Origin of the sequence: Allobosea sp. (assembly GCF_051860145.1) — a bacterium.
Classification (GTDB): Bacteria; Pseudomonadota; Alphaproteobacteria; order Rhizobiales; family Beijerinckiaceae; genus Allobosea.
Map to the genome: position 1 here is coordinate 237,302 of NZ_JBHYEM010000005.1, position 17,291 is coordinate 254,592.

General features: G+C 68.8%; 18 protein-coding genes. 5 read left to right on the top strand and 13 right to left on the bottom strand.

The genetic code is table 11. The annotated features are described in order from the left end of the window. Positions 1–14: 14 nt before the first annotated feature. From ACTIF2_RS11220 to ACTIF2_RS11255, 8 genes are all read right to left on the bottom strand, one after another. Positions 15–2,993, bottom strand: a complete 2,979-nt coding sequence (locus ACTIF2_RS11220) for a formate dehydrogenase subunit alpha (RefSeq protein ID WP_439497144.1) — start codon at positions 2,991–2,993, stop codon at positions 15–17. A gap of 11 nt (positions 2,994–3,004) precedes the next feature. Beyond that, positions 3,005–3,208, bottom strand: a complete 204-nt coding sequence (locus ACTIF2_RS11225) for a formate dehydrogenase (RefSeq protein ID WP_439497287.1) — start codon at positions 3,206–3,208, stop codon at positions 3,005–3,007. A gap of 35 nt (positions 3,209–3,243) precedes the next feature. Further along, positions 3,244–4,038 carry a Cro/CI family transcriptional regulator gene (locus tag ACTIF2_RS11230; RefSeq protein WP_439497145.1) on the bottom strand — a complete coding sequence of 265 codons (795 nt, stop codon included), beginning with the start codon at positions 4,036–4,038 and terminating at the stop codon, positions 3,244–3,246. Between the two features lie 108 nt (positions 4,039–4,146). After that, on the bottom strand, positions 4,147–4,860 hold the full coding sequence (locus ACTIF2_RS11235; protein ID WP_439497146.1) for a DUF3306 domain-containing protein: 714 nt from the start codon (positions 4,858–4,860) through the stop codon (positions 4,147–4,149). Then, positions 4,857–5,369 (bottom strand): DUF3305 domain-containing protein, encoded by a 513-nt coding sequence (locus ACTIF2_RS11240; RefSeq protein WP_439497147.1) that lies wholly within the window; start codon positions 5,367–5,369, stop codon positions 4,857–4,859. The genes ACTIF2_RS11235 and ACTIF2_RS11240 overlap by 4 nt, the downstream gene beginning before the upstream one ends. Positions 5,370–5,379: 10 nt before the next feature. Beyond that, positions 5,380–6,390 (bottom strand): DUF6352 family protein, encoded by a 1,011-nt coding sequence (locus tag ACTIF2_RS11245; RefSeq protein ID WP_439497148.1) that lies wholly within the window; start codon positions 6,388–6,390, stop codon positions 5,380–5,382. Then, the gene (locus tag ACTIF2_RS11250) at positions 6,387–6,938 is read right to left on the bottom strand and encodes a DUF6505 family protein (RefSeq protein WP_439497149.1); all 552 of its coding nucleotides are present in this window, start codon (positions 6,936–6,938) and stop codon (positions 6,387–6,389) included. The genes ACTIF2_RS11245 and ACTIF2_RS11250 overlap by 4 nt, the downstream gene beginning before the upstream one ends. After that, positions 6,935–7,678 (bottom strand): biotin/lipoate--protein ligase family protein, encoded by a 744-nt coding sequence (locus ACTIF2_RS11255; RefSeq protein ID WP_439497150.1) that lies wholly within the window; start codon positions 7,676–7,678, stop codon positions 6,935–6,937. The genes ACTIF2_RS11250 and ACTIF2_RS11255 overlap by 4 nt, the downstream gene beginning before the upstream one ends. Positions 7,679–7,809: 131 nt before the next feature. Here ACTIF2_RS11255 and ACTIF2_RS11260 point away from each other — a divergent pair, with 131 nt between their 5' ends. Continuing rightward, positions 7,810–9,849 carry a 4Fe-4S binding protein gene (locus ACTIF2_RS11260; RefSeq protein ID WP_439497151.1) on the top strand — a complete coding sequence of 680 codons (2,040 nt, stop codon included), beginning with the start codon at positions 7,810–7,812 and terminating at the stop codon, positions 9,847–9,849. A 145-nt stretch (positions 9,850–9,994) separates the two neighbouring features. Here the strand turns inward: ACTIF2_RS11260 and ACTIF2_RS11265 are convergent, their stop codons facing one another. After that, a complete protein-coding gene (locus ACTIF2_RS11265; RefSeq protein WP_439497152.1) occupies positions 9,995–11,353 on the bottom strand; it encodes a c-type cytochrome in 1,359 nt (452 codons plus the stop codon). Positions 11,354–11,477: 124 nt separating this feature from the next. Between ACTIF2_RS11265 and ACTIF2_RS11270 the strand changes: the two genes are divergently transcribed. From ACTIF2_RS11270 to ACTIF2_RS11280, 3 genes are all read left to right on the top strand, one after another. Further along, entirely contained in the window at positions 11,478–11,708 is a 231-nt protein-coding gene (locus ACTIF2_RS11270; RefSeq protein WP_439497153.1) for a sulfurtransferase TusA family protein, read from the top strand. A 27-nt stretch (positions 11,709–11,735) separates the two neighbouring features. Beyond that, positions 11,736–12,872, top strand: a complete 1,137-nt coding sequence (locus ACTIF2_RS11275) for an Mrp/NBP35 family ATP-binding protein (RefSeq protein WP_439497154.1) — start codon at positions 11,736–11,738, stop codon at positions 12,870–12,872. Between the two features lie 78 nt (positions 12,873–12,950). After that, positions 12,951–13,352 carry an SRPBCC family protein gene (locus ACTIF2_RS11280; protein WP_439497155.1) on the top strand — a complete coding sequence of 134 codons (402 nt, stop codon included), beginning with the start codon at positions 12,951–12,953 and terminating at the stop codon, positions 13,350–13,352. Positions 13,353–13,539: 187 nt separating this feature from the next. Here the strand turns inward: ACTIF2_RS11280 and ACTIF2_RS11285 are convergent, their stop codons facing one another. The 4 genes from ACTIF2_RS11285 to ACTIF2_RS11300 form a co-directional block, all read right to left on the bottom strand. Then, positions 13,540–13,662 carry a hypothetical protein gene (locus ACTIF2_RS11285; RefSeq protein WP_439497156.1) on the bottom strand — a complete coding sequence of 41 codons (123 nt, stop codon included), beginning with the start codon at positions 13,660–13,662 and terminating at the stop codon, positions 13,540–13,542. Between the two features lie 71 nt (positions 13,663–13,733). Then, the gene (gene mobA / locus ACTIF2_RS11290; RefSeq protein ID WP_439497157.1) at positions 13,734–14,372 is read right to left on the bottom strand and encodes a molybdenum cofactor guanylyltransferase MobA; all 639 of its coding nucleotides are present in this window, start codon (positions 14,370–14,372) and stop codon (positions 13,734–13,736) included. Beyond that, positions 14,362–15,243: a formate dehydrogenase accessory sulfurtransferase FdhD gene (locus ACTIF2_RS11295; protein WP_439497288.1), complete on the bottom strand. Its 882-nt coding sequence runs from the start codon at positions 15,241–15,243 to the stop codon at positions 14,362–14,364. The genes mobA and ACTIF2_RS11295 overlap by 11 nt, the downstream gene beginning before the upstream one ends. A gap of 70 nt (positions 15,244–15,313) precedes the next feature. Then, positions 15,314–15,829 (bottom strand): DUF2478 domain-containing protein, encoded by a 516-nt coding sequence (locus ACTIF2_RS11300; RefSeq protein ID WP_439497158.1) that lies wholly within the window; start codon positions 15,827–15,829, stop codon positions 15,314–15,316. A 194-nt stretch (positions 15,830–16,023) separates the two neighbouring features. On the opposite strand from ACTIF2_RS11300, the gene ACTIF2_RS11305 reads away from it, so the two are divergent. Beyond that, positions 16,024–17,283 (top strand): peptide ABC transporter permease, encoded by a 1,260-nt coding sequence (locus ACTIF2_RS11305; RefSeq protein WP_439497159.1) that lies wholly within the window; start codon positions 16,024–16,026, stop codon positions 17,281–17,283. Positions 17,284–17,291: the final 8 nt, after the last annotated feature.

Genomic DNA, 17,291 nt, shown 5'->3' on the forward strand with positions numbered 1-17,291 from the left:
GATTCAGTTCCTCCTCACGCCGCAGCGATCTGGCAAAGCGTGACCTTGCCTTCGTGCATCGCGGTCACCGGGTCGTAGCCGTAGGTCGTGATGGTGTTGACGGATTCGCCGAGCACGATCGGGTCGGTGCCGGGCGGATAGTTGCCGCGCTGGTCGACGCCCTGGAAATAGCCGCCGAAATGGAAGGGCATGAAGGCGACGCCCTTGCCGACGCGCTCGGTGACCAGCGCCTTGACGCGGGCCTTGGAGTTGTTCTCCGGGCCCGAGACCCAGACGAAGGTGCCGTCCTTGATGCCGCGCTCGGTGGCGTCCGCCGGGTTGATCTCGACGAACATGTCCTGCTGCAGCTCGGCCAGCCACTTGTTCGAGCGGGTCTCCTCGCCGCCGCCCTCGTATTCGACAAGGCGGCCGGAGGTGAGCACGATCGGGAAGGACTTGGCGATGCCGCGCTCGACCGCGCCCTTCTGCATCGAGGTGTGCAGGTTGGGGATGCGCAAGGTGCGCTCGTCGGGCCGGGCCGGCCATTTCGCGACGAGGTCGACGCGGGGCGAGTAGATCGGCTCGCGATGGACCGGGATCGGGTCCGGCATGTTCCAGGCATTGGCCCGGGCCTTGCCGTTGCCATAGGGCACGCAGCCATGCTCCAGCGCGACACGCTGGATGCCGCCGGACAGGTCCGTCGACCAGCTCACGCTGTCGATGGTGTTGCCGCCGACCCAGGCGATGGTCGCGATCTCGGCCGGAGTCAGGTCCTTGTCCCAGCCGAGCTTCTTCAGCACGCCCATCGTGAACTCGGGATAGCCGTCCTTGATGTCCGAGTTCAGCGAATAGGAACCGTTCTCGGCCAGCAGCGTGACCTCGACCTTGCTGCCGTCGGGCCTGGTTTCCTCGCGGGTCAGGCCGAAACGCGGGCGGAAGGTGCCGCCACCGTCCCTGGCCGCGAGCGACGTGTTGTAGAGGATATGCGTGCCGGGATGCTTGAATTCCGGCGTGCCCCAGCACGGCCAGGGCAGCCCGTAGAAATCGTTCTCGACGGGCGAGCCCTTGGCGCCGCGCAAGGTCACCAGGTCGAATTTGTCCTGGTTCGCCATGTGCAGCTTCAGCCGCTCCGGCGACTGGCCGGTATAGCCGGTGGACCAGCCGCCGCGGTTGATCTCCTTGAGGATCGACTCGGCGGAGGGCTCCAAGCCGAGCTTGCCCTGGATCATCTCGTAGGGCTTGAACATCGCCTCGGCGAAGCCGAGCTTCTGCGAGAGCTTGTAGATGACCGCGTAGTCGCTGGCGGATTCGAAGATCGGCTCGACGACCTTCTCGCCCCATTGCACCGAGCGGTTCGAGCAGGTGCGCGAGCCCGAGGTCTCGAACTGGGTGCAGACAGGCAGGATGTACGTGCCGTTCTTGCGGCCGCCGAGCGAGACGAAATTGGTCGGATGCGGGTCGCAGACGACCAGGAGCTCGATCTTCTCCAGCCCCTTCACCGCGTCGGGCATGCGCGGGATGGTGTTGCCGCCATGGCCCATGACGAACATGGCCTTGAGATTGTCCTGCTGGTCGACCTGTTCTGCCGGCAGGTTGGCGGCGTCGAACCAGCGGGTCGAGGTATGACCCGAGGTCTCCATATTGGCCTTGCGGGTGCGGGCCGGGCGGCCGCCCTTGGCCGGGACCTCATCGAAGCGCGAGACGAAATAATTGTAGTCGACGCCCCAGACCCGGGCCCAATGGCGCCAGGCACCTTCGACCAGGCCGTAATAGCAAGGCAGATTCGAGATATCGAGGCCGAAATCGGTCGCGCCCTGGACGTTGCAATGGCCGCGGAAGATGTTGGCGCCGGTGCCCCTCGAGCCGACATTGCCGGTGGCCAGAAGCAAGGTGCAGATCGCCCGCACGTTGGCGGTGCCGACCGAATGCTGGGTCACGCCCATGCACCAGACGAAGGTGGCGGGCTTGACCTTGGCGAAGGTCTCGGCGACGCGCTTCATCTGCTCGCCGGGGACGCCGGTGATGTCCTCGACCGTCTTGGGGTCGTATTTGGCGACCTCCTTCTTGACGTCCTCCATGCCGTAGACACGGGCGGCGATGAAGTCCTTGTCCTCCCAGCCGTTCTGGAAGACGTGCCAGAGCAGGCCCCAGATCACGGCGATATCGGTGCCGGAGCGGAAGCGGACATAGTCGGTGGCATGCGCCGCGGTGCGCGTCAGGCGCGGGTCGAAGACGATGACATTGGCGCGCTGCTGCTCCTTGCCCTCGAGGATGTGCTGCATCGAGACGGGGTGCGCCTCGGCCGCGTTCGAGCCCATGAAGAGCACGGTCTTGGAGTTGCGGATGTCGTTGTAGGAATTCGTCATGGCGCCGTAGCCCCAGACGTTGGCGACGCCCGCGACCGTGGTCGAGTGGCAGATGCGCGCCTGGTGGTCGACGTTGTTGGTGCCCCAGAAGGCCGCGAACTTGCGGAAGAGATAGGAGCCCTCGTTGGAGAACTTGGCCGAGCCGAGCAGATAGACGGAATCGGCGCCGGACTTGGCGCGGATCTCCATCATCTTGTCGCCGATCTCGTTGATCGCCTGGTCCCAGGAGAGGCGCTGCCACTGGCCGTCGACCAGCTTCATCGGATATTTGATGCGGCGGTCACCATGAACGAGCTCGCGCACCGAGGCGCCCTTGGCGCAGTGGCTGCCGCGGTTGATCGGGCTCTCCCAGGCCGGCTCCTGGCCGACCCAGACGCCGTTGGCGACCTCGGCCTTGACGGTGCAGCCGACCGAGCAATGGGTGCAGATGTTCTTGACGATCTTGGTGCCGGTCGCCGGGCCCATGCCAGCCGCCTCGGCCTTGCGGACCGAGCCGATCTGGAAGGCTCCGGCCGCCGCCACGCCGCCGGCAATGAGCCCGGAGCGACGCAGGAAGGTGCGGCGGTCCATCACGCCGGAGGACAGGCCGCCGAGCGCCGCCTGGAGCTTGCCGCGCTGGATGTCGGCGGTCTTGCGCTTGATGAGCATGGCCGATCCCCTCAGTAACGGTTGACGCGGTAGAAGGCCTTGATGTGATCGGTTTCCCGATAGCGGGCCTTGGTCTCCTCCTTGCCGGGATCGACGGCCGCGGCCGGTGTCACCGCCACGGGGGCCGCTGCGACGGCCGCGCCCGCGCCCAGCGCCTTGAAGAAGCTGCGGCGGTCGAAGGCCGGATTCTTGGGCTCTTGGGTCTTTTGCGACATCGTCGTCTCCTTCGTGTCGAACATTCGCGATCCGCTCATGAGGGCAGCCCCGCCGCCTGGCTCTCGATCGCCAGGAGCAGGCTGCCGACGCGGCCGACCGCCTTGTAGAATTTCGCGGCCTTCGCGATCTCGAGATCGGCGAAGAAGCGCTCGCCCCAGGGGCGGATATGACGCTCGAAAAAGACCTGGTCGCTGACGCCGTCCGCCGAGAAGGACCCACGGATCAGGTTCGCCATGATGTCCATCAGGATCGCGATATGGTCCTCGGGCTCGCCGACGCGCTCGGCGCGGGCGATGCCGAGCTGGCCCATGTCCTCGCGGACCAGCGCGAGCGGGCGTTCGTGCAGGAAACCCGTGAGATAATAGGAGCCATAGGGCAGGAGCTCGCCGCGACCCACGCCGATGAAAAGCTCGAAGAACTCGTTGCTCACAGCCTCGGGCGTGGTCTCGGCCGCAGCCTCGGCAAGCGCCAGGTGAGCCATGCCGAGCGGCGAGGCGTCGCCGCGCAGATCCTGCAGGGCGGCGAGCGCAGCCGCGTTCGGAGCGCGCCAGAGCAGGGTCCCGACCAGCTCGTATTCCCGGGCGCGGGCCTCGTCGATCTCGTCGATCTCCGCCATCTCGGCGTCGGCGGCGAGGTCGAGGCTGTCGGGGTAGAGGTCGGGCCGCAGCTCGCCGCGCGGCACGCCGGTCAGCGTCTCGATCGTCAGGACGCGATCCGCCGGAACGCGCTTCCAGCTCGAGATCGCCGGCTGCGACACACCGACGGCGCGCGCCAGGGCCCTCACGCCTCCCGCGGCGCCAATCGCCCTGTCCAGAGCCGGATCTCGCATCGCTTGCGTCGTCCCTTCCCCACCCCTCGGCTTGAGCTGCCGGTCTCGGTGCTTAGTGGGTGATAATGAACGCTTATCGCCGCGAAATACAATAGTTCCAAAGTGGATTCAGATTGGCATCGCTCCACCTCCGCGCTTGCGAATCCGCAACGGCGGGCCGGCCTCCTTCGCCTGATTTTGCAACGCAGCAAGCGCGGGCTCGGAGCTTTTGGCTGCCTTCCCGCCCCGATCCGGTGAATTTTCGTGATTCTGTTCCGGCTGCGGCAAGGCGTCTTCGCCGCCCGGCAAGGCTTTTTGCTGCTCCGCAACATGCGATTCCGCGTCCTCCCCTGCCGGTACGGCAAGGTGCGGCATGCTGTCGCCTGCGACCTCGGTGGCCTCCGTTGCGGGCTTTTCAGGCGTCTCGCCGAAGATATCGCGGATCATCGCCTCGACATCGTCCGACTCGCTCAGCGGCCCATAGCCAGGCGCACCGCCCGGCGTGTTCCAGTCGAGCGCATAGTCGCGGGCCGGGTTCTGGTAGTCGCGGATGGCCGGGTCGGCGAGCCAGGCACGCCTCAGCGCCGCCAGCTTCCAGCTTTCGGGCACGTTCTGCTTGAGCCAGTGGGCGATGTCGAAATCCTTGTCGACGAGATCGAGCGACGGCGGCTCGACCATCTCCGGCGCCGGCTCCGCCGGGCCTGGCTCCTCGACGGGGGCAGCCGGAGACGCCTCGCTCCCGGGGGGCGGAGCAAGGACCGAGGCGGCCTCCTCCTCCGCCACCTCGCGCTTGCGGCGCGACCAGCGCGAGAGGAAGCCGCCATCGTCAGCCCGGCCGCTCATCGCTCGCCCTCGCGGCGCAGGCCCGGCTGCGGACGCTGCCCGCCCTTGCGCGGGTCGTATTCGGAACGCTGGCGCTTGATGAAGACCTGCTCGACGTGATGCGCCTCGAAGAAGGCCAGCACCTGTTCGGCGATCGCCGCCGGCATCGCGACAGGCTCGACGATGTCGCCGGCATTCTCGGCATAGACCTCGCCCTCGAAGGGATCGGCCGTGACGCCGACGAAGTCCAGCGCCGGCTCGATTCCGGTCGCGCGGACCGCGACCCAGAGCTTGGCCCGGCCCGCGAGAAAGTTCTCGCGGAAATGAGCGGTGTCGACGGAGTGCAGCGTCAAGGTCGCGGAGCCGAGATAGAAGGCCTGCCGCCCGGGCGCGGCCGGCAATTCGCTCCAGGGCGCCAGGCCAGGCGGTTCTGGCAGCACCGCGAGCGGCGCCCAGGCATGATCGGCCCAGGGCGACTCGATGCTGCGCCGCTCGACGACGATGCCGACATCGATATGGAGCTGCGCCATCGCGGCCTCCTCAGTTCGCCATCTCGTGGACCGCCAGCGGCAGGCCGGTCACCAGGTTCTGCGGCTTCAGGCGCAGCAGCCGGTCCTTGTCCATCGCCATGATCAGATAGATGGGTCGGCCTTTCGCCGGCGCCAGCACCGGAACCTCCGCCGGCAGCGACAGCTTGTAGAGCCCGAGCACCCGCGAAAGCGTCTCGGGATCGGGCGCCCTGCCCTGCCAGAGCGCGTTTCCGATCGCGGTCGCCTCGGCATCGAGCCCGACGAACCAGCGCCAGTTCGCGTCGCTGACGGATTCCAGGGGCTCGACCGCCACGTCGAAGCCGTGGATCTGGCGGATCCAGTGGCGCAGCGCCTCGCCAAGCGCCGCGCGACCCGAGGGCTTGCCGCCGAGATCGAGCACCATGTCGAACCCGTCGGAGCGCTGCCAGTAGCGCTCGGCATCCGCCGTCTTGAGGATGTCGAGCGCGGTCGCAGCCGGCCCACCCAGCATGGCGAGTAGCGGCGAGGCATGGCGATCGGCCTCATGGCCCTCGATCACTTCGGCATCGGCGAGCAGGATGGTGCCCTCGTGCAGCGTCACGCGCTGCGGCCGGAACAGGCATTCGGCGGCGCGCACCACGAAGGGGTCCTCGGTCTCGTCGAGCGCCGAGCGCAGGATGACCTGGACCAGCTGGTCGAGGAAGAGCGGCGGAATGCCACCGACGCCATCGCGGATCATGCGCTGGTAGGCCGCCTCGAGCGTCGGAGCGGCCAGCAGGCGGTCGCGCCAGCCCAGCAGGAACTCCCAGTTCTCACGCGCATCGGCATCGGCGATGGCGGCGATCTCGGCCGCGGCGATCTCGGCCTGCGGCTCGTCCATCAGCCTGGCATGCAGCGCGCGTTCGGCCGCGCAGGCCTCTTCCGGCGGCAGCACTTCCGGCCGCGCCAGATAGGCGCGCAGGAAATCATCGGTGACGACGAGACCGCCGCCCGGCTCGCGGTCGAGCAGCACATGCCCCGAAGCCGCCCAGAAATGCGTCATGTCCCGACCTTCTTCCCGAGCGCGAGCAGATCGACCGTCTCGACCGCATCCTCCTCGCCCTCGACCTCCAGGAACTCGAAGGCGCGGAAACCGTCCTTCGGGCTGTCCTCCCGCGGGCGCAGCGTCCGGAAACGCTCGCGGATCGTGCCATCCTCCAGCGTCCGGTGCAGGGCGAGAAGCGTCTGCGCCGGATGGTCGCAAAGCGAGGCGGCAAAGGCGACCTCCTCCTCGGCCGCAGCACGAGCCGAATCGAGATCGGGAGCGCCGAGATGTTCGACGAGGCGGGCAGCGAGCTGCGCGACCACGCTCTCGCGCTCCTGCGCGCTCGCGTCCGTCACCACGGCGAGCGTACTCCAGCCAAAACTGCCAATGCCGAGGAAGCCAGAACGAAAGGCCGTGCGCCCCTTGGTGTCGAGCGCCTCGACGCCAGCGGGATCGAACAGGAAGGTGCCGGTCACGGCCCATTCGCCGGGCTCAGCCGACCGCCGGAAGACGAATGTGTCCGACGGGTCGAGCCTGATCGTGCGGGGCAGTTTCAGCGAGGTCACAGCTTGGGCCCACCGGTCTCGCGATCGAGCCAGGCGACCTCTGCGAGAGCGTCGACCAGGCTGCGCCGCTCGGTGCCCATCTGGCTCGTGGCGACAATGTCGCCGTTCGGTTCGATGCCGTGACGGGTGCCGACGATCTTGCCGAGCCGGTCGAGCCAGCGGCGCGCGACCGTCTTCGGCCCGTCATCCTGCCAGTGGGTGACGCCGAGCATGAGATGGCGGGCGAAAGCCTCGATCAGATCGACCGCGTCGACCTCGCCAAAGCCCTCCTCCTCCATGCCGACGCCGGTCTGGCCGCGCTCGAAGGGCGTCATCGTCGTCGCCCGGACCATGGCGCCGAAGACCAGCCAGTCCGGGACATCGCCCTCACCGCAGCCCACCGGCCAGGCCAGGCGGCCGCCGCCGATCAGGCCATGGTCATAGGTCAGCGCATCGGGCCAGCCGAACAGGATCGGCCGCTCCGGCGGACAATAGACGGCGAGCGCATCGGCAAGCGCGTTCATCGCGAGATAATGCGCCAGCCGCGCCTCGGCCAGGGGCTGCTCCGGCTCCAGAACGACCGCGAACTCGATCAGGTCGAAGCGCCGGACCCAGACCAGCGTCGCGGCTCCGGCCTCATGGGCGATCGCGCGGGCATGGACGAAGGCGTCGCCGGATTCGCGCAAGGTGACGAGCGTGAAGCCCGGCGGCAGCACCGGGTCGCGCCGCAATTCGTCCGACCGCAAGACGTTGCCAGCCAAGGCGCCCTTCCCTCCCGCCACCCGCGACGAAATGCTCATCGCGCGCTTCTTTTGAAACGTTCCAGTTCCATATAAGCCTAGATTATCGCAAGGGAGACAAAAAGACGCTCCCATCGCAACAGGGACGGATGATGGCCGACGCCGCGCGCATGCTGATGGTCTGCTCCTGCGAGGACACGATGCCGCTCGACGGCGCCGCGCTGGCGCGCGGCTGCAAGGGCGGCGAGATCAAAACGGCGCGCCATCTCTGCCGGACGCAGACGGAACTGTTCAAGACGGCGCTCGGCGAGCGCGCCGCGATCACCGTCGGCTGCACCCAGGAAGCGCCGCTCTTCGAGGAGATCGCCGCCGATCTCGACTATGCCGGCGAGCTGACCTTCGCCAATATCCGCGAGAGCGCCGGTTGGTCGCGCGAGGCGGCGCAGGCCGGCCCGAAAATGGCGGCGCTGCTCGCAGCCGCGGCCGAGCCGATGCCGCCGGCCGCCTTCACGACGCTGACCAGCAAGGGCGTCGCGCTGGTCTATGGCCGCGACGAGACCGCGCTGTCGCTCGGTCGCCGGCTCGCCGAGCATCTCGACGTCACGATCCTGCTGACGCGGCCCGGCGAGATCACGCCGCCGCGCATCGACGACACGCCGGTGCTGAAGGGCACGATCACCGCCGCCACCGGCTGGCTCGGGGCCTTCGAGCTCAAGGTCGACGATTACGCTGCGCCGGCTCCCTCCTCCCGCGCGCGCCTCGTCTTCGGTGAGCCACGCAATGGCGCGATCTCGCATTGCGACATCGTCATCGACGTCACGGGCGGCACGCCGCTGTTTCCGGCCGGCGACCTGCGCGCCGGCTATCTCAGGGCCGATCCGCGCGATCCGGCCGCGATCGAAAAGCTGATCGCCGAGGCCGGCCATCTCGTCGGCGAATTCGACAAGCCGACCTATGTCCGGCTCAACGAAGACCTCTGCGCCCATGCGCGCTCGCAGAAGACCGGCTGCACGCGCTGCCTCGAACTGTGCCCGACCGGCGCGATCACGCCGGCCGGCGACCATGTCGCGATCTCGGCCGAGATCTGCGCCGGCTGCGGCGCCTGCGCCTCGGTCTGCCCGACCGGCGCGGTGACCTATGCGCTGCCGCCGACCGACGCGCTGCTGCGCCGGCTGCGCACGCTGCTCACGACCTATGCCGAGGCGGGCGGCCACGACGCGGTCGTGCTGCTGCATGACGGCGAGCATGGCGAGGACCTGATCGACGCGCTCGCCCGCTTCGGCGACGGGCTGCCGGCGCGGGTGCTGCCGCTGCGCGTCAACGAGATCACGCAGCTCGGCCTCGAGAGCTTCGCCGCCGCGCTCGCCTTCGGAGCCTCGGCGATCCGGGTGCTCGGCCGCGCCCGGCCGAAGCACGATCTCTCCGGCCTCACGCGCAATCTCGACTATGCCAACGCGCTCGCCGGCGCGCTCGGCTATGGCGAGGCCCGCGCCGGGCTGATCGAGACCGACGATCCCGATCAGCTCGCGATCGCGCTGTCGCAGGTGACGCCCGGCATTGCCTCAGCGAGGCCGGCGCGCTTCCGGCCGATGGGCGACGGGCGGCCGCTGCTGCGGCAGGCGATCGGCGAGCTCCATGCCGCCGCCCCCGCTCCGGTCGCGGCGGTCGCGATGCCGGCGCGTGCGCCCTTCGGCACCCTCCATGTCGAGACCGAGGGCTGCACGCTCTGCCTCGCCTGCGTCTCGGCCTGCCCGGTCCAGGCGCTCGGCGACGATCCCGAGCGCCCGACCCTGACCTTCCAGGAAGATCTCTGCGTGCAGTGCGGGCTGTGCCAGGCGACCTGCCCGGAAAAGGTGATCACGCTCGAGCCGCGCATCGATTTCGAGGCCTGGAAAGGCGGAAAGCGCATCGTCAAGCAGGAGGAGCCGTTCCATTGCATCTCCTGCGCCAAGCCCTTCGGCGTCCGCAGCACGATCGAGAAGATCGCGGCCAAGCTGGAGAACAAGCACTGGATGTTCGCGGGCGACAGCGCCAAACGCATCTCGGTGATCAGGATGTGCGAGGATTGCCGCGTCGAGGCCGTGGTCAACGAGAGCTTCGACCCGCATCTCTCGCCGCAGCGTCCGCCGGTCAGGACGACCGAGGATTATCTGCGCGAGCGCAAGGAGCGCGGCGAGGACCCGCTGCAGTAGTCTCGCGTCATGCTCGGGCTTGACCCGAGCATCTCATGACGGAAGAGCGCCCTATCCCGCCCGAGATTCTCGGGTCTGCGCGGAGTTTATCGTTGGGCCGACCGAAGGTCGGACCCGAGGGCTTCGCCCGAGAATGACGGGTGGGTCACCGCGTCACCTTCTCCAGCCAATCGACCAGCGCCTGGCGATCCTCCGCCGCGCCGATCGTCTGCTCGGGCATCTTGGTGCCGGGCGTATAGGCGTTGGGGCCGATCTCGAAGAGCTTCGCCACCGTCTCCTTGGTCCAGACGATGTCCAGGCGCTTGAACGCGTCGGAATAGGCATAACCCGGCGCCGTCGCGATGCGGCGGCCGAAGATGCCGTGCAGGGTCGGGCCGGCCCGGTTGCCGTCGGCAGGCGTGAGCGTGTGACAGGCCGCGCAGGCGCGAAAGACCTGGGCGCCGCGCTCGCCCTGGAACGCAGCGAGCACGTCCTCGCCGGCGCGCGGCACGACCGAGCCAATATGCTCGCCGGTAACCGCGTTCCAGCGTCGGACCAGCCGGTCGGCGCCGCCGGACAGCAACTGCTTCCCATCGGGCAGGAAGGCGAGCGACCAGACCGGCAGGCCTGGGCCGACCAGTGTGGCGCGGATAGTCCGGCTCCTGCGGTCGATCAGCGCCACCTGGCCGCGCAGCCCCCCGGTGGCGATGGTCGCGCCATCGGCCGAAAGCGCCAGCGCGATCAGCGGCGTCGGGCCGATCTCGATCTCGCCGCGCGCCTCGCCGTCGGGAGCGAAGAGCCGCAGCCGGCCGTCGGCGGCCGTCACCGCGATCTCGCCATCGGGCGCGACGACGACGCCGTTGAGCGGTGCCGGCAGGGTCACGACCTTGGCAGGGCCGTCGCCGAGCGGCCAGATCCGCAAGGTCGCGTCGTAACCGACGCTGACGATGCCTCCGCCCGGCGCGAAGGCAACGCCGTTGACCGGGCCCTTATGGCCTTCGAGCACCCGCACCGCGCCGTCGTTCAGCGAGACGACGCGAACGGTCTCGTCCCAGGAGGCGGAGGCGATGGCGTTCGCGTCCGGCGAGACCGCGAGCGCCGCGACTGGCCCCTTGTGCCCCTCGATGACCCGAACCGGTTCGGCCGCATCGCCGCGCCAGAGCGCGATCCTGCCATCCTCGCCGCCGGTCGCGAAGCCGAGCCCGTTCACCGTCACGGCGGCATTGACGGCGCCCTGATGGAAACGCAGCACCTTGTCGGCCGCGCCGGTCGCGAGGTTCCACAGGATGGCCGACTGGTCGAAGGAGCCGGTCAGCGCGAAGGCGCCGTCAGCAGAGACCGCGACCGCCCGGACCGGCCCGCCATGGCCGCGCAGCTCCTGGGCGGCGACGGGAATTGTCGTCAGAATAAGTGCAAGCAGCGCCGCGCGGACCCTTCTCCCCTCGGGGGAGAAGGTGGCCCGGCGAAGCCGGGTCGGATGAGGGAAGTGGAGCCGTATCGGCCCTCCATCATCGCTTCGAACCATGCTTCCCTCATCCGTCTGCTGCGCAGACACCTTCTCCCCCGAGGGGAGAAGGGTAAAGAGCGCCTGTTGCCCCTGCACAAAAACCCATCATATGAAGCGCAACCGTTTCGACAGGCACAGGTTCATGACCTCGATTCCCCTCAATCTGCGCGGCCTGAAATGCCCCTTGCCGGCGCTGCGGGTGCGCAAGGCGCTGAAGGGCGCGGATGCGGGGTCCCTGTTCGTGGTCGAATGCACCGACCCGATGGCGGCGATCGACATTCCCAACCTGATGCGCGAGACGGGCGACGCGATCGAGCACAGCCTGACCGACGGCGAGCTTCTCGTCTTCCATATTCGCAAGGCCGCGGCCTGACGCCGCGCCCAGCCGGAGCATGCCATCGTGGCCGTGACCGAAACCGACATCCTGCGCGCGCTCGAACTGGTGAAGCTGCCGGCCAGCGGCCAGTCGCTCGCCGCCTCGGGCCGCGTCGCCAATATCCTGGTCGATGGCGGCAAGGTGATCTTCGCGATCGGCATCGACGCGACCGAAGCCGGCGCCATGGAGCCGGTGCGCAAGGCGGCCGAGAGCGCCGTCGGTGGCCTGCCCGGCGTCACGCAGGTGCTGGTCGGCCTCACCGCCGACAAGGCGCCATCGCGGCCGGCGGCCTCGCCAGGCATGCAGGCACGCCGGCAGGCGCATGGCCAGCCAGGGCCGGGCGGACCGACGCCGAAGGCCGCCGGCGTGCCCGGCGTCAAGCAGATCATCGCCGTCGCCAGCGGCAAGGGCGGCGTCGGCAAGTCGACCACCACCGCCAATCTCGCGGTCGCGCTGGCGACGCTCGGGCTGAAGGTCGGCGTGCTCGACGCCGATATCTACGGCCCTTCCGTGCCGAAGATCTTCGGCATCACCGGCAAGCCGCGCCTGGTCTCGGGCCGGACGCTGGCGCCGATGGAGGCCTATGGGCTGAAGATCATGTCGATCGGCTTCCTGATCGACGAGGAAACGCCGATGATCTGGCGCGGGCCGATGGTGATCTCGGCGATCACCCAGATGCTGCGCGAGGTCGCCTGGGGCGAGCTCGACGTGCTCGTCGTCGACATGCCGCCCGGCACCGGCGACGCGCAGCTCACCATGGCGCAGCAGACGCCGCTCGCCGGGGCCGTGATCGTCTCGACGCCGCAGGACCTCGCCCTGCTCGATGCGCGGCGCGGCGTCGCCATGTTCAAGCGCGTCGAGGTGCCGATTTTGGGCATCGTCGAGAACATGAGCTATTTCATCTGCCCGGAATGCGGCCACCGCTCCAACATCTTCGCCCATGGCGGGGCGCGGCATGAGGCCGAGCGCCTCGGCGTGCCCTTTTTGGGCGAGGTGCCGCTGGCGATGCCGATCCGCGAGACCTCCGATGGCGGCCGGCCGATCGTCGCGAGCGACCCGGACAGTGCCCATGCCAAGGCCTATCTGGCGATCGCGCGGCAGGTCCAGGCCGGGCTGAGCGGCGGGACCGTGCGGGCCGCTCCGCGCATCGTGATCGAATAGACGGGTCGCCGCGCGGCTGGCCGGAATTGCGTTTGTTCTTATTTTGTTCTAGCATCGAGCGAAATGGAGGATGACGCGATGCCCGTTCAGCCGGTGCGCCATATCAGCGTCTCGATCGCCAGGCCGATCGAGGATGTCTACGGCTTCCTGGCCGAGCCGCAGAACTTTCCGAAATGGGCCGAGGGGCTGGGCCATGGCTTCAAGCATATCGAGGGCATGACCTGGTCGGCCCAGACGCCGATGGGGCCGATGCGCATCCTGTTCAGCGAGCCCAACCGCTACGGCGTGCTCGACCATGCCGTGATCCCCGACAAGGGCGAGCCGATGCACAATCCGATGCGGGCCGTGGCGAATGGCGATGGCAGCGAGGTGGTCTTCACGCTCCTGCGGCGGCCGGAGATGAACGACGACGAGTTCGCGCGCGACGCCGACACGATTTCGAGCGATCTCAGGCGGCTGAAGGCGCTGCTGGAAGGCTAGCGGTTTCCGCTTGCTCGCAGATTGTAACGCGCGTCATCCCGGACGTAGCGAAGCGGAGCTCCGGGATCCATCATCGAGCGCGATGCCTTACGATGGATCCCGGAGCTACGCCGCTAAAGCGGCTTGTCCGGGATGACGGTGCACTCTGTCTGAAAGCAGCAGACCCTGGCCTATTCAAGCGCGGCCGTCAGAGCCTGACGCCGCTGGTCGCGTAGGCGGTCTCGACCGGCTTCTGGAAATGATTCAGCACGAGGCTCGCGCCATAGGCCGCCGCAACCGCAAAGACGACGGCGATAACAAAGGACTTCATGGTCTTCCCCCGATCAGGCACCGATAAGATCTTCTTATTGCCATCAGAGATAGCGAGCCGGCGGCAGCCTATCAAGCATCCGGCAGGGCGGCGTAAAGTCGCTCGGCCTCGGCCAGGTCCTCGGGCCGGTTGGCGTTGAAGAAGGGGTCGACCGGCGTGACCGGCCATTCTGCCGCCGCCACGCCATGCCGCGCCGTCCAGCGGTCGATCTTGCGCTCGCCATCGACGGTCAAGGCATGGCGCAGATCCTCGCGCAGCGAAACCGGCCAGAGACCGATCACCGGATGGGTCCAGCCGCCCGAGGCGGCGCAGGCGAGCGGAACGCCGGCGGCCGCGCGTGCTGCATGAAGCCGCGCGACGAGGTCGCGCGGGATGAAGGGCGTGTCGGCCGCGACGCTGACCATCCAGGCAAGATCGGGGCGGTTCGTCGCCAGCCAGTCGAGCCCCGCCAGGATGCCGGCGAGCGGGCCAGCGAAATCCGGCACGCTGTCGGCTACGACCGAGAGGCCATAGGCGGTGAAGCGGGCGGGATCGCCATTGGCGTTGATCAGCAGCCCGTCGCATTGCGGATCGAGCCGCTCGGCGACATGGGCGAGGATGCTGCGCCCGCCGACCAGCCTGAGCGGCTTGTCGCCGCCGCCCATGCGGCGCGCCAGGCCGCCCGCGAGCGCCAGTCCGAGCGTCGGCGGATGAGCATGCTCAGTCTTCACGATCGGCGCCCTTGCGGCGGTGCTTGCCGCCCTCCTCCTCGACCGTATCGACATCCTGGTCGAAGACGATGCGGTCCTCGCCGGACAGCGCGACGAAGCGTTTTCCACGCGCCCGGCCGATCAGGGTCAGCCCGGCCTTGCGGGCGAGCTCGACGCCCCATTCGGTGAAACCGGAGCGCGAGACCAGGATCGGGATGCCCATGCGCACCGTCTTGATCACCATTTCGGAGGTCAGCCGGCCGGTGGTGTAGAAGATCATCCGGCTGGGATCGACATCGTGCCGGAACATCCAGCCGGCGACCTTGTCGACGGCGTTGTGGCGGCCGACATCCTCCATATAGACCAGCGGCCGGTCGCGCTCGCAGAGCACGCAGCCATGGATCGCGCCGGCCTCCAGGTAGAGCGAGGGGGTCGTGTTGATCTTCTTCGTCAGCGTGTAGAGCCAGCTCGTGCGCAGCTCCGCCTGCGGCAGCGCGATCTCCTCGATCGCCTCCATCAGGTCGCCGAAGGCGGTGCCCTGGGCGCAACCGGAGGTCAGCGTCTTCTTCTTGAGCTTCTCCTCGAAATTGGTGCGCTCGGGCGTGCGCACCACGACGACCTCGAGCTCCTCGTCATAATCGACGCCGGTGACGACATCGCCGCGCTTCAGCATGTTCTGGTTGAGGAGATAGCCGAGCGCGAGATCGTCCGGGTGGTCGCCGATCGTCATCATCGTGACGATCTCTTGGGTGTTGAGGTAGAGCGTCAGCGCCCGCTCCGTAACCACACGGGTCTCGACCGGCGCGCCGGCCTGGTCGATGCCGCGCACGGTCGCGCCGAGCCGCGGCGCCGCCGGATCGGGCCGGACCAGATACTCGTCGAGGAACGCCATATCCTGGTTCACGTCGCCTTGTCTCCGAACGTCGCGATGTCGGGCGGCATGGCCGCCAGGAGAGCCGGCCTCACGCCGCCACGCCCTGCAGGCCCGTCACCCAGCCGTCGACGGCGGGAGCTTCAGCCTGCAATCGCGTCCAGTCCGCGCCGGCGAAATCCGCCCAGGCCGGCAGGAGATCGTCGCGCACGGCGACGAGCAGCGGCAGGCCCGCGAGCACGACCGCCGCCATCTCCTGGCGCAGCCCCTGGCCCAGCAATTCCTGCCGCCCGAACTTGTTGACGATCACCAGGTCGATGCGTTCGGAGAGCGCGGTCGCGATGGCGGCGCCGGCTTCCGCCAGTCCCGCCGCGTCCAGCCGGCAGCCGGAGGCGCCGCTGCCACGCTCGTCGCTGATCGCGAAACGCCGCCCCGTCGCCAGATCCTCGAGCGCCATCGACAGGCAGCCGGAGGCGCAGTCATCGGCATTGTGCTGGACGACGCCGCCGAGCCGCAGGCCGCGCGCCTTCATGCCCATGGCGAGCCCTGCCATGAAGTCGTCGATGGCGAAGCCCGGGCGATAGACGATGGCGGCAAGCGTGTTCATCGCCTTCTTCATTCCATGAAATCGCGAGCGAAACCATAGCATCGGCGGCGGGCGCGGCCGGGCGCCGCACCACGCCAGATGCCGGCTCAGTGTTGCGCCGCACCTACAGCCGCGCCCCGCGGCGCGGGCTAGGGTGCCGCCGGGCTGATGTCCGGCGCGTCCTCCGGTCGGAGCCCCTTGTCCGGTTACCGCCCATGATCCGCCGCAACGCCAATGCCCCGCTCGACCCTGCCGCAGATGCCGCGCTGCTCCTGCGCCGCATCGGCTTCGCCACGCTCGCGCTGGCCCTGCCGATCGCGTCGCTGGTCTCGCGGCGCGCCGCCGTCGTGCTCGCGCCGATCGGCGTCGCGCTGCTGATCATCTCGTCCCTGATCGAGGAGCGCGGCAGGTTCGGCACGAACCTGAAAGGCGCGCTGCTGAGCCGCGCCGGCCTGATCCTGGTCGGGTTGGTCTGCTGGGCGGTGCTGTCGCTGGTCTGGAGTCCCTACACGCTGTCGGCAAGCGAGAAGGCGAGCAATCTGGTGTTCGCGGTCGCGCTCGGCTTCTGCGGCGCGGCGGCGCTGCCCGAGCGGATGCGCGCCGCCAATCTCAATCTGGTGGCGCTCGGCACCGGGCTCGCGGCGCTCTTCGCGCTCGCCCTGATGCTGGCGGGCGCCACCCGCACCGCCAGCGCCGCCAGCGATACAGCCAGCGTCGAACGCGGCGTCAGTATCGTGCTGATCATGTCCTGGCCGGCCCTGGCCTGGCTGCTGTCGCGTGCGCGCGGCCTGAGCGCGCTCGGACTGGCGCTCGCGGTCGGCCTGCTCGCGATGACGCGCTTCGAGGATGGCGAGGCGGTCGCGATGATCTGCGGCGCGGCCGCCTTCGGAGCGGTCAGCGCCAGTCGTGACGTCGCCGTCCGGATCATCGCCGCGTTCGTCGCGGGACTGCTGATGCTGGCGCCGCTCCTGCCCTTCCTGCTGATGCCGGTGGCCTCGCGCTTCCCTGACGACGTCAGCCAGTCTCTGGGGATCTGGGCCGATATCGTCAGCAGCGAGCCGGTCCAGCTGATCACCGGGCACGGGCTCGACACGGTGCTGCGGGGCCGGACCACGGGCGGCTTGCCGCAGGAGACGCCGGCGATGCTGCTGTTCGAGACCTGGTACGAGCTGGGTCTCGTCGGCGCCGCCGCGGCTTCAGCCTGCCTGTACTTCGCCATCAGGGCAGCGGGACGAATGCCCGGCCCGCTCGCCGCGGGTGGCGTCGCCGCCTACGTCACCGCCTTCGCGCTCGCGGTGCTGGGCTTCGCGACCTTCCAGACCTGGTGGCTGATGACGCTGACGGCCGTGGTCTTGCTCTTCGTCGCGATCGCGCGCGGGCAGTACCGGACGGAGCGGCCGATCGCGCCGCTGGCGCAGGCGCCCGGCAATTCGAGCCGACCCAAAGCCGCCGGGCCCACGCCCGCCGGGCGGTAGCTCCTCGC

Bases quoted from the DNA above. Each gene is read 5' to 3' on its own strand.
- ACTIF2_RS11220 (WP_439497144.1), bottom strand. From the start codon at position 2,993: ATGCTCATCAAGCGCAAGACCGCCGACATCCAGCGCGGCAAGCTCCAG.
- ACTIF2_RS11225 (WP_439497287.1), bottom strand. From the start codon at position 3,208: ATGTCGCAAAAGACCCAAGAGCCCAAGAATCCGGCCTTCGACCGCCGC.
- ACTIF2_RS11230 (WP_439497145.1), bottom strand. From the start codon at position 4,038: ATGCGAGATCCGGCTCTGGACAGGGCGATTGGCGCCGCGGGAGGCGTG.
- ACTIF2_RS11235 (WP_439497146.1), bottom strand. From the start codon at position 4,860: ATGAGCGGCCGGGCTGACGATGGCGGCTTCCTCTCGCGCTGGTCGCGC.
- ACTIF2_RS11240 (WP_439497147.1), bottom strand. From the start codon at position 5,369: ATGGCGCAGCTCCATATCGATGTCGGCATCGTCGTCGAGCGGCGCAGC.
- ACTIF2_RS11245 (WP_439497148.1), bottom strand. From the start codon at position 6,390: ATGACGCATTTCTGGGCGGCTTCGGGGCATGTGCTGCTCGACCGCGAG.
- ACTIF2_RS11260 (WP_439497151.1), top strand. From the start codon at position 7,810: ATGGCCGACGCCGCGCGCATGCTGATGGTCTGCTCCTGCGAGGACACG.
- ACTIF2_RS11265 (WP_439497152.1), bottom strand. From the start codon at position 11,353: ATGGTTCGAAGCGATGATGGAGGGCCGATACGGCTCCACTTCCCTCAT.
- ACTIF2_RS11270 (WP_439497153.1), top strand. From the start codon at position 11,478: ATGACCTCGATTCCCCTCAATCTGCGCGGCCTGAAATGCCCCTTGCCG.
- ACTIF2_RS11280 (WP_439497155.1), top strand. From the start codon at position 12,951: ATGCCCGTTCAGCCGGTGCGCCATATCAGCGTCTCGATCGCCAGGCCG.
- ACTIF2_RS11285 (WP_439497156.1), bottom strand. From the start codon at position 13,662: ATGAAGTCCTTTGTTATCGCCGTCGTCTTTGCGGTTGCGGCGGCCTAT.
- ACTIF2_RS11295 (WP_439497288.1), bottom strand. From the start codon at position 15,243: ATGGCGTTCCTCGACGAGTATCTGGTCCGGCCCGATCCGGCGGCGCCG.
- ACTIF2_RS11300 (WP_439497158.1), bottom strand. From the start codon at position 15,829: ATGAACACGCTTGCCGCCATCGTCTATCGCCCGGGCTTCGCCATCGAC.
- ACTIF2_RS11305 (WP_439497159.1), top strand. From the start codon at position 16,024: ATGATCCGCCGCAACGCCAATGCCCCGCTCGACCCTGCCGCAGATGCC.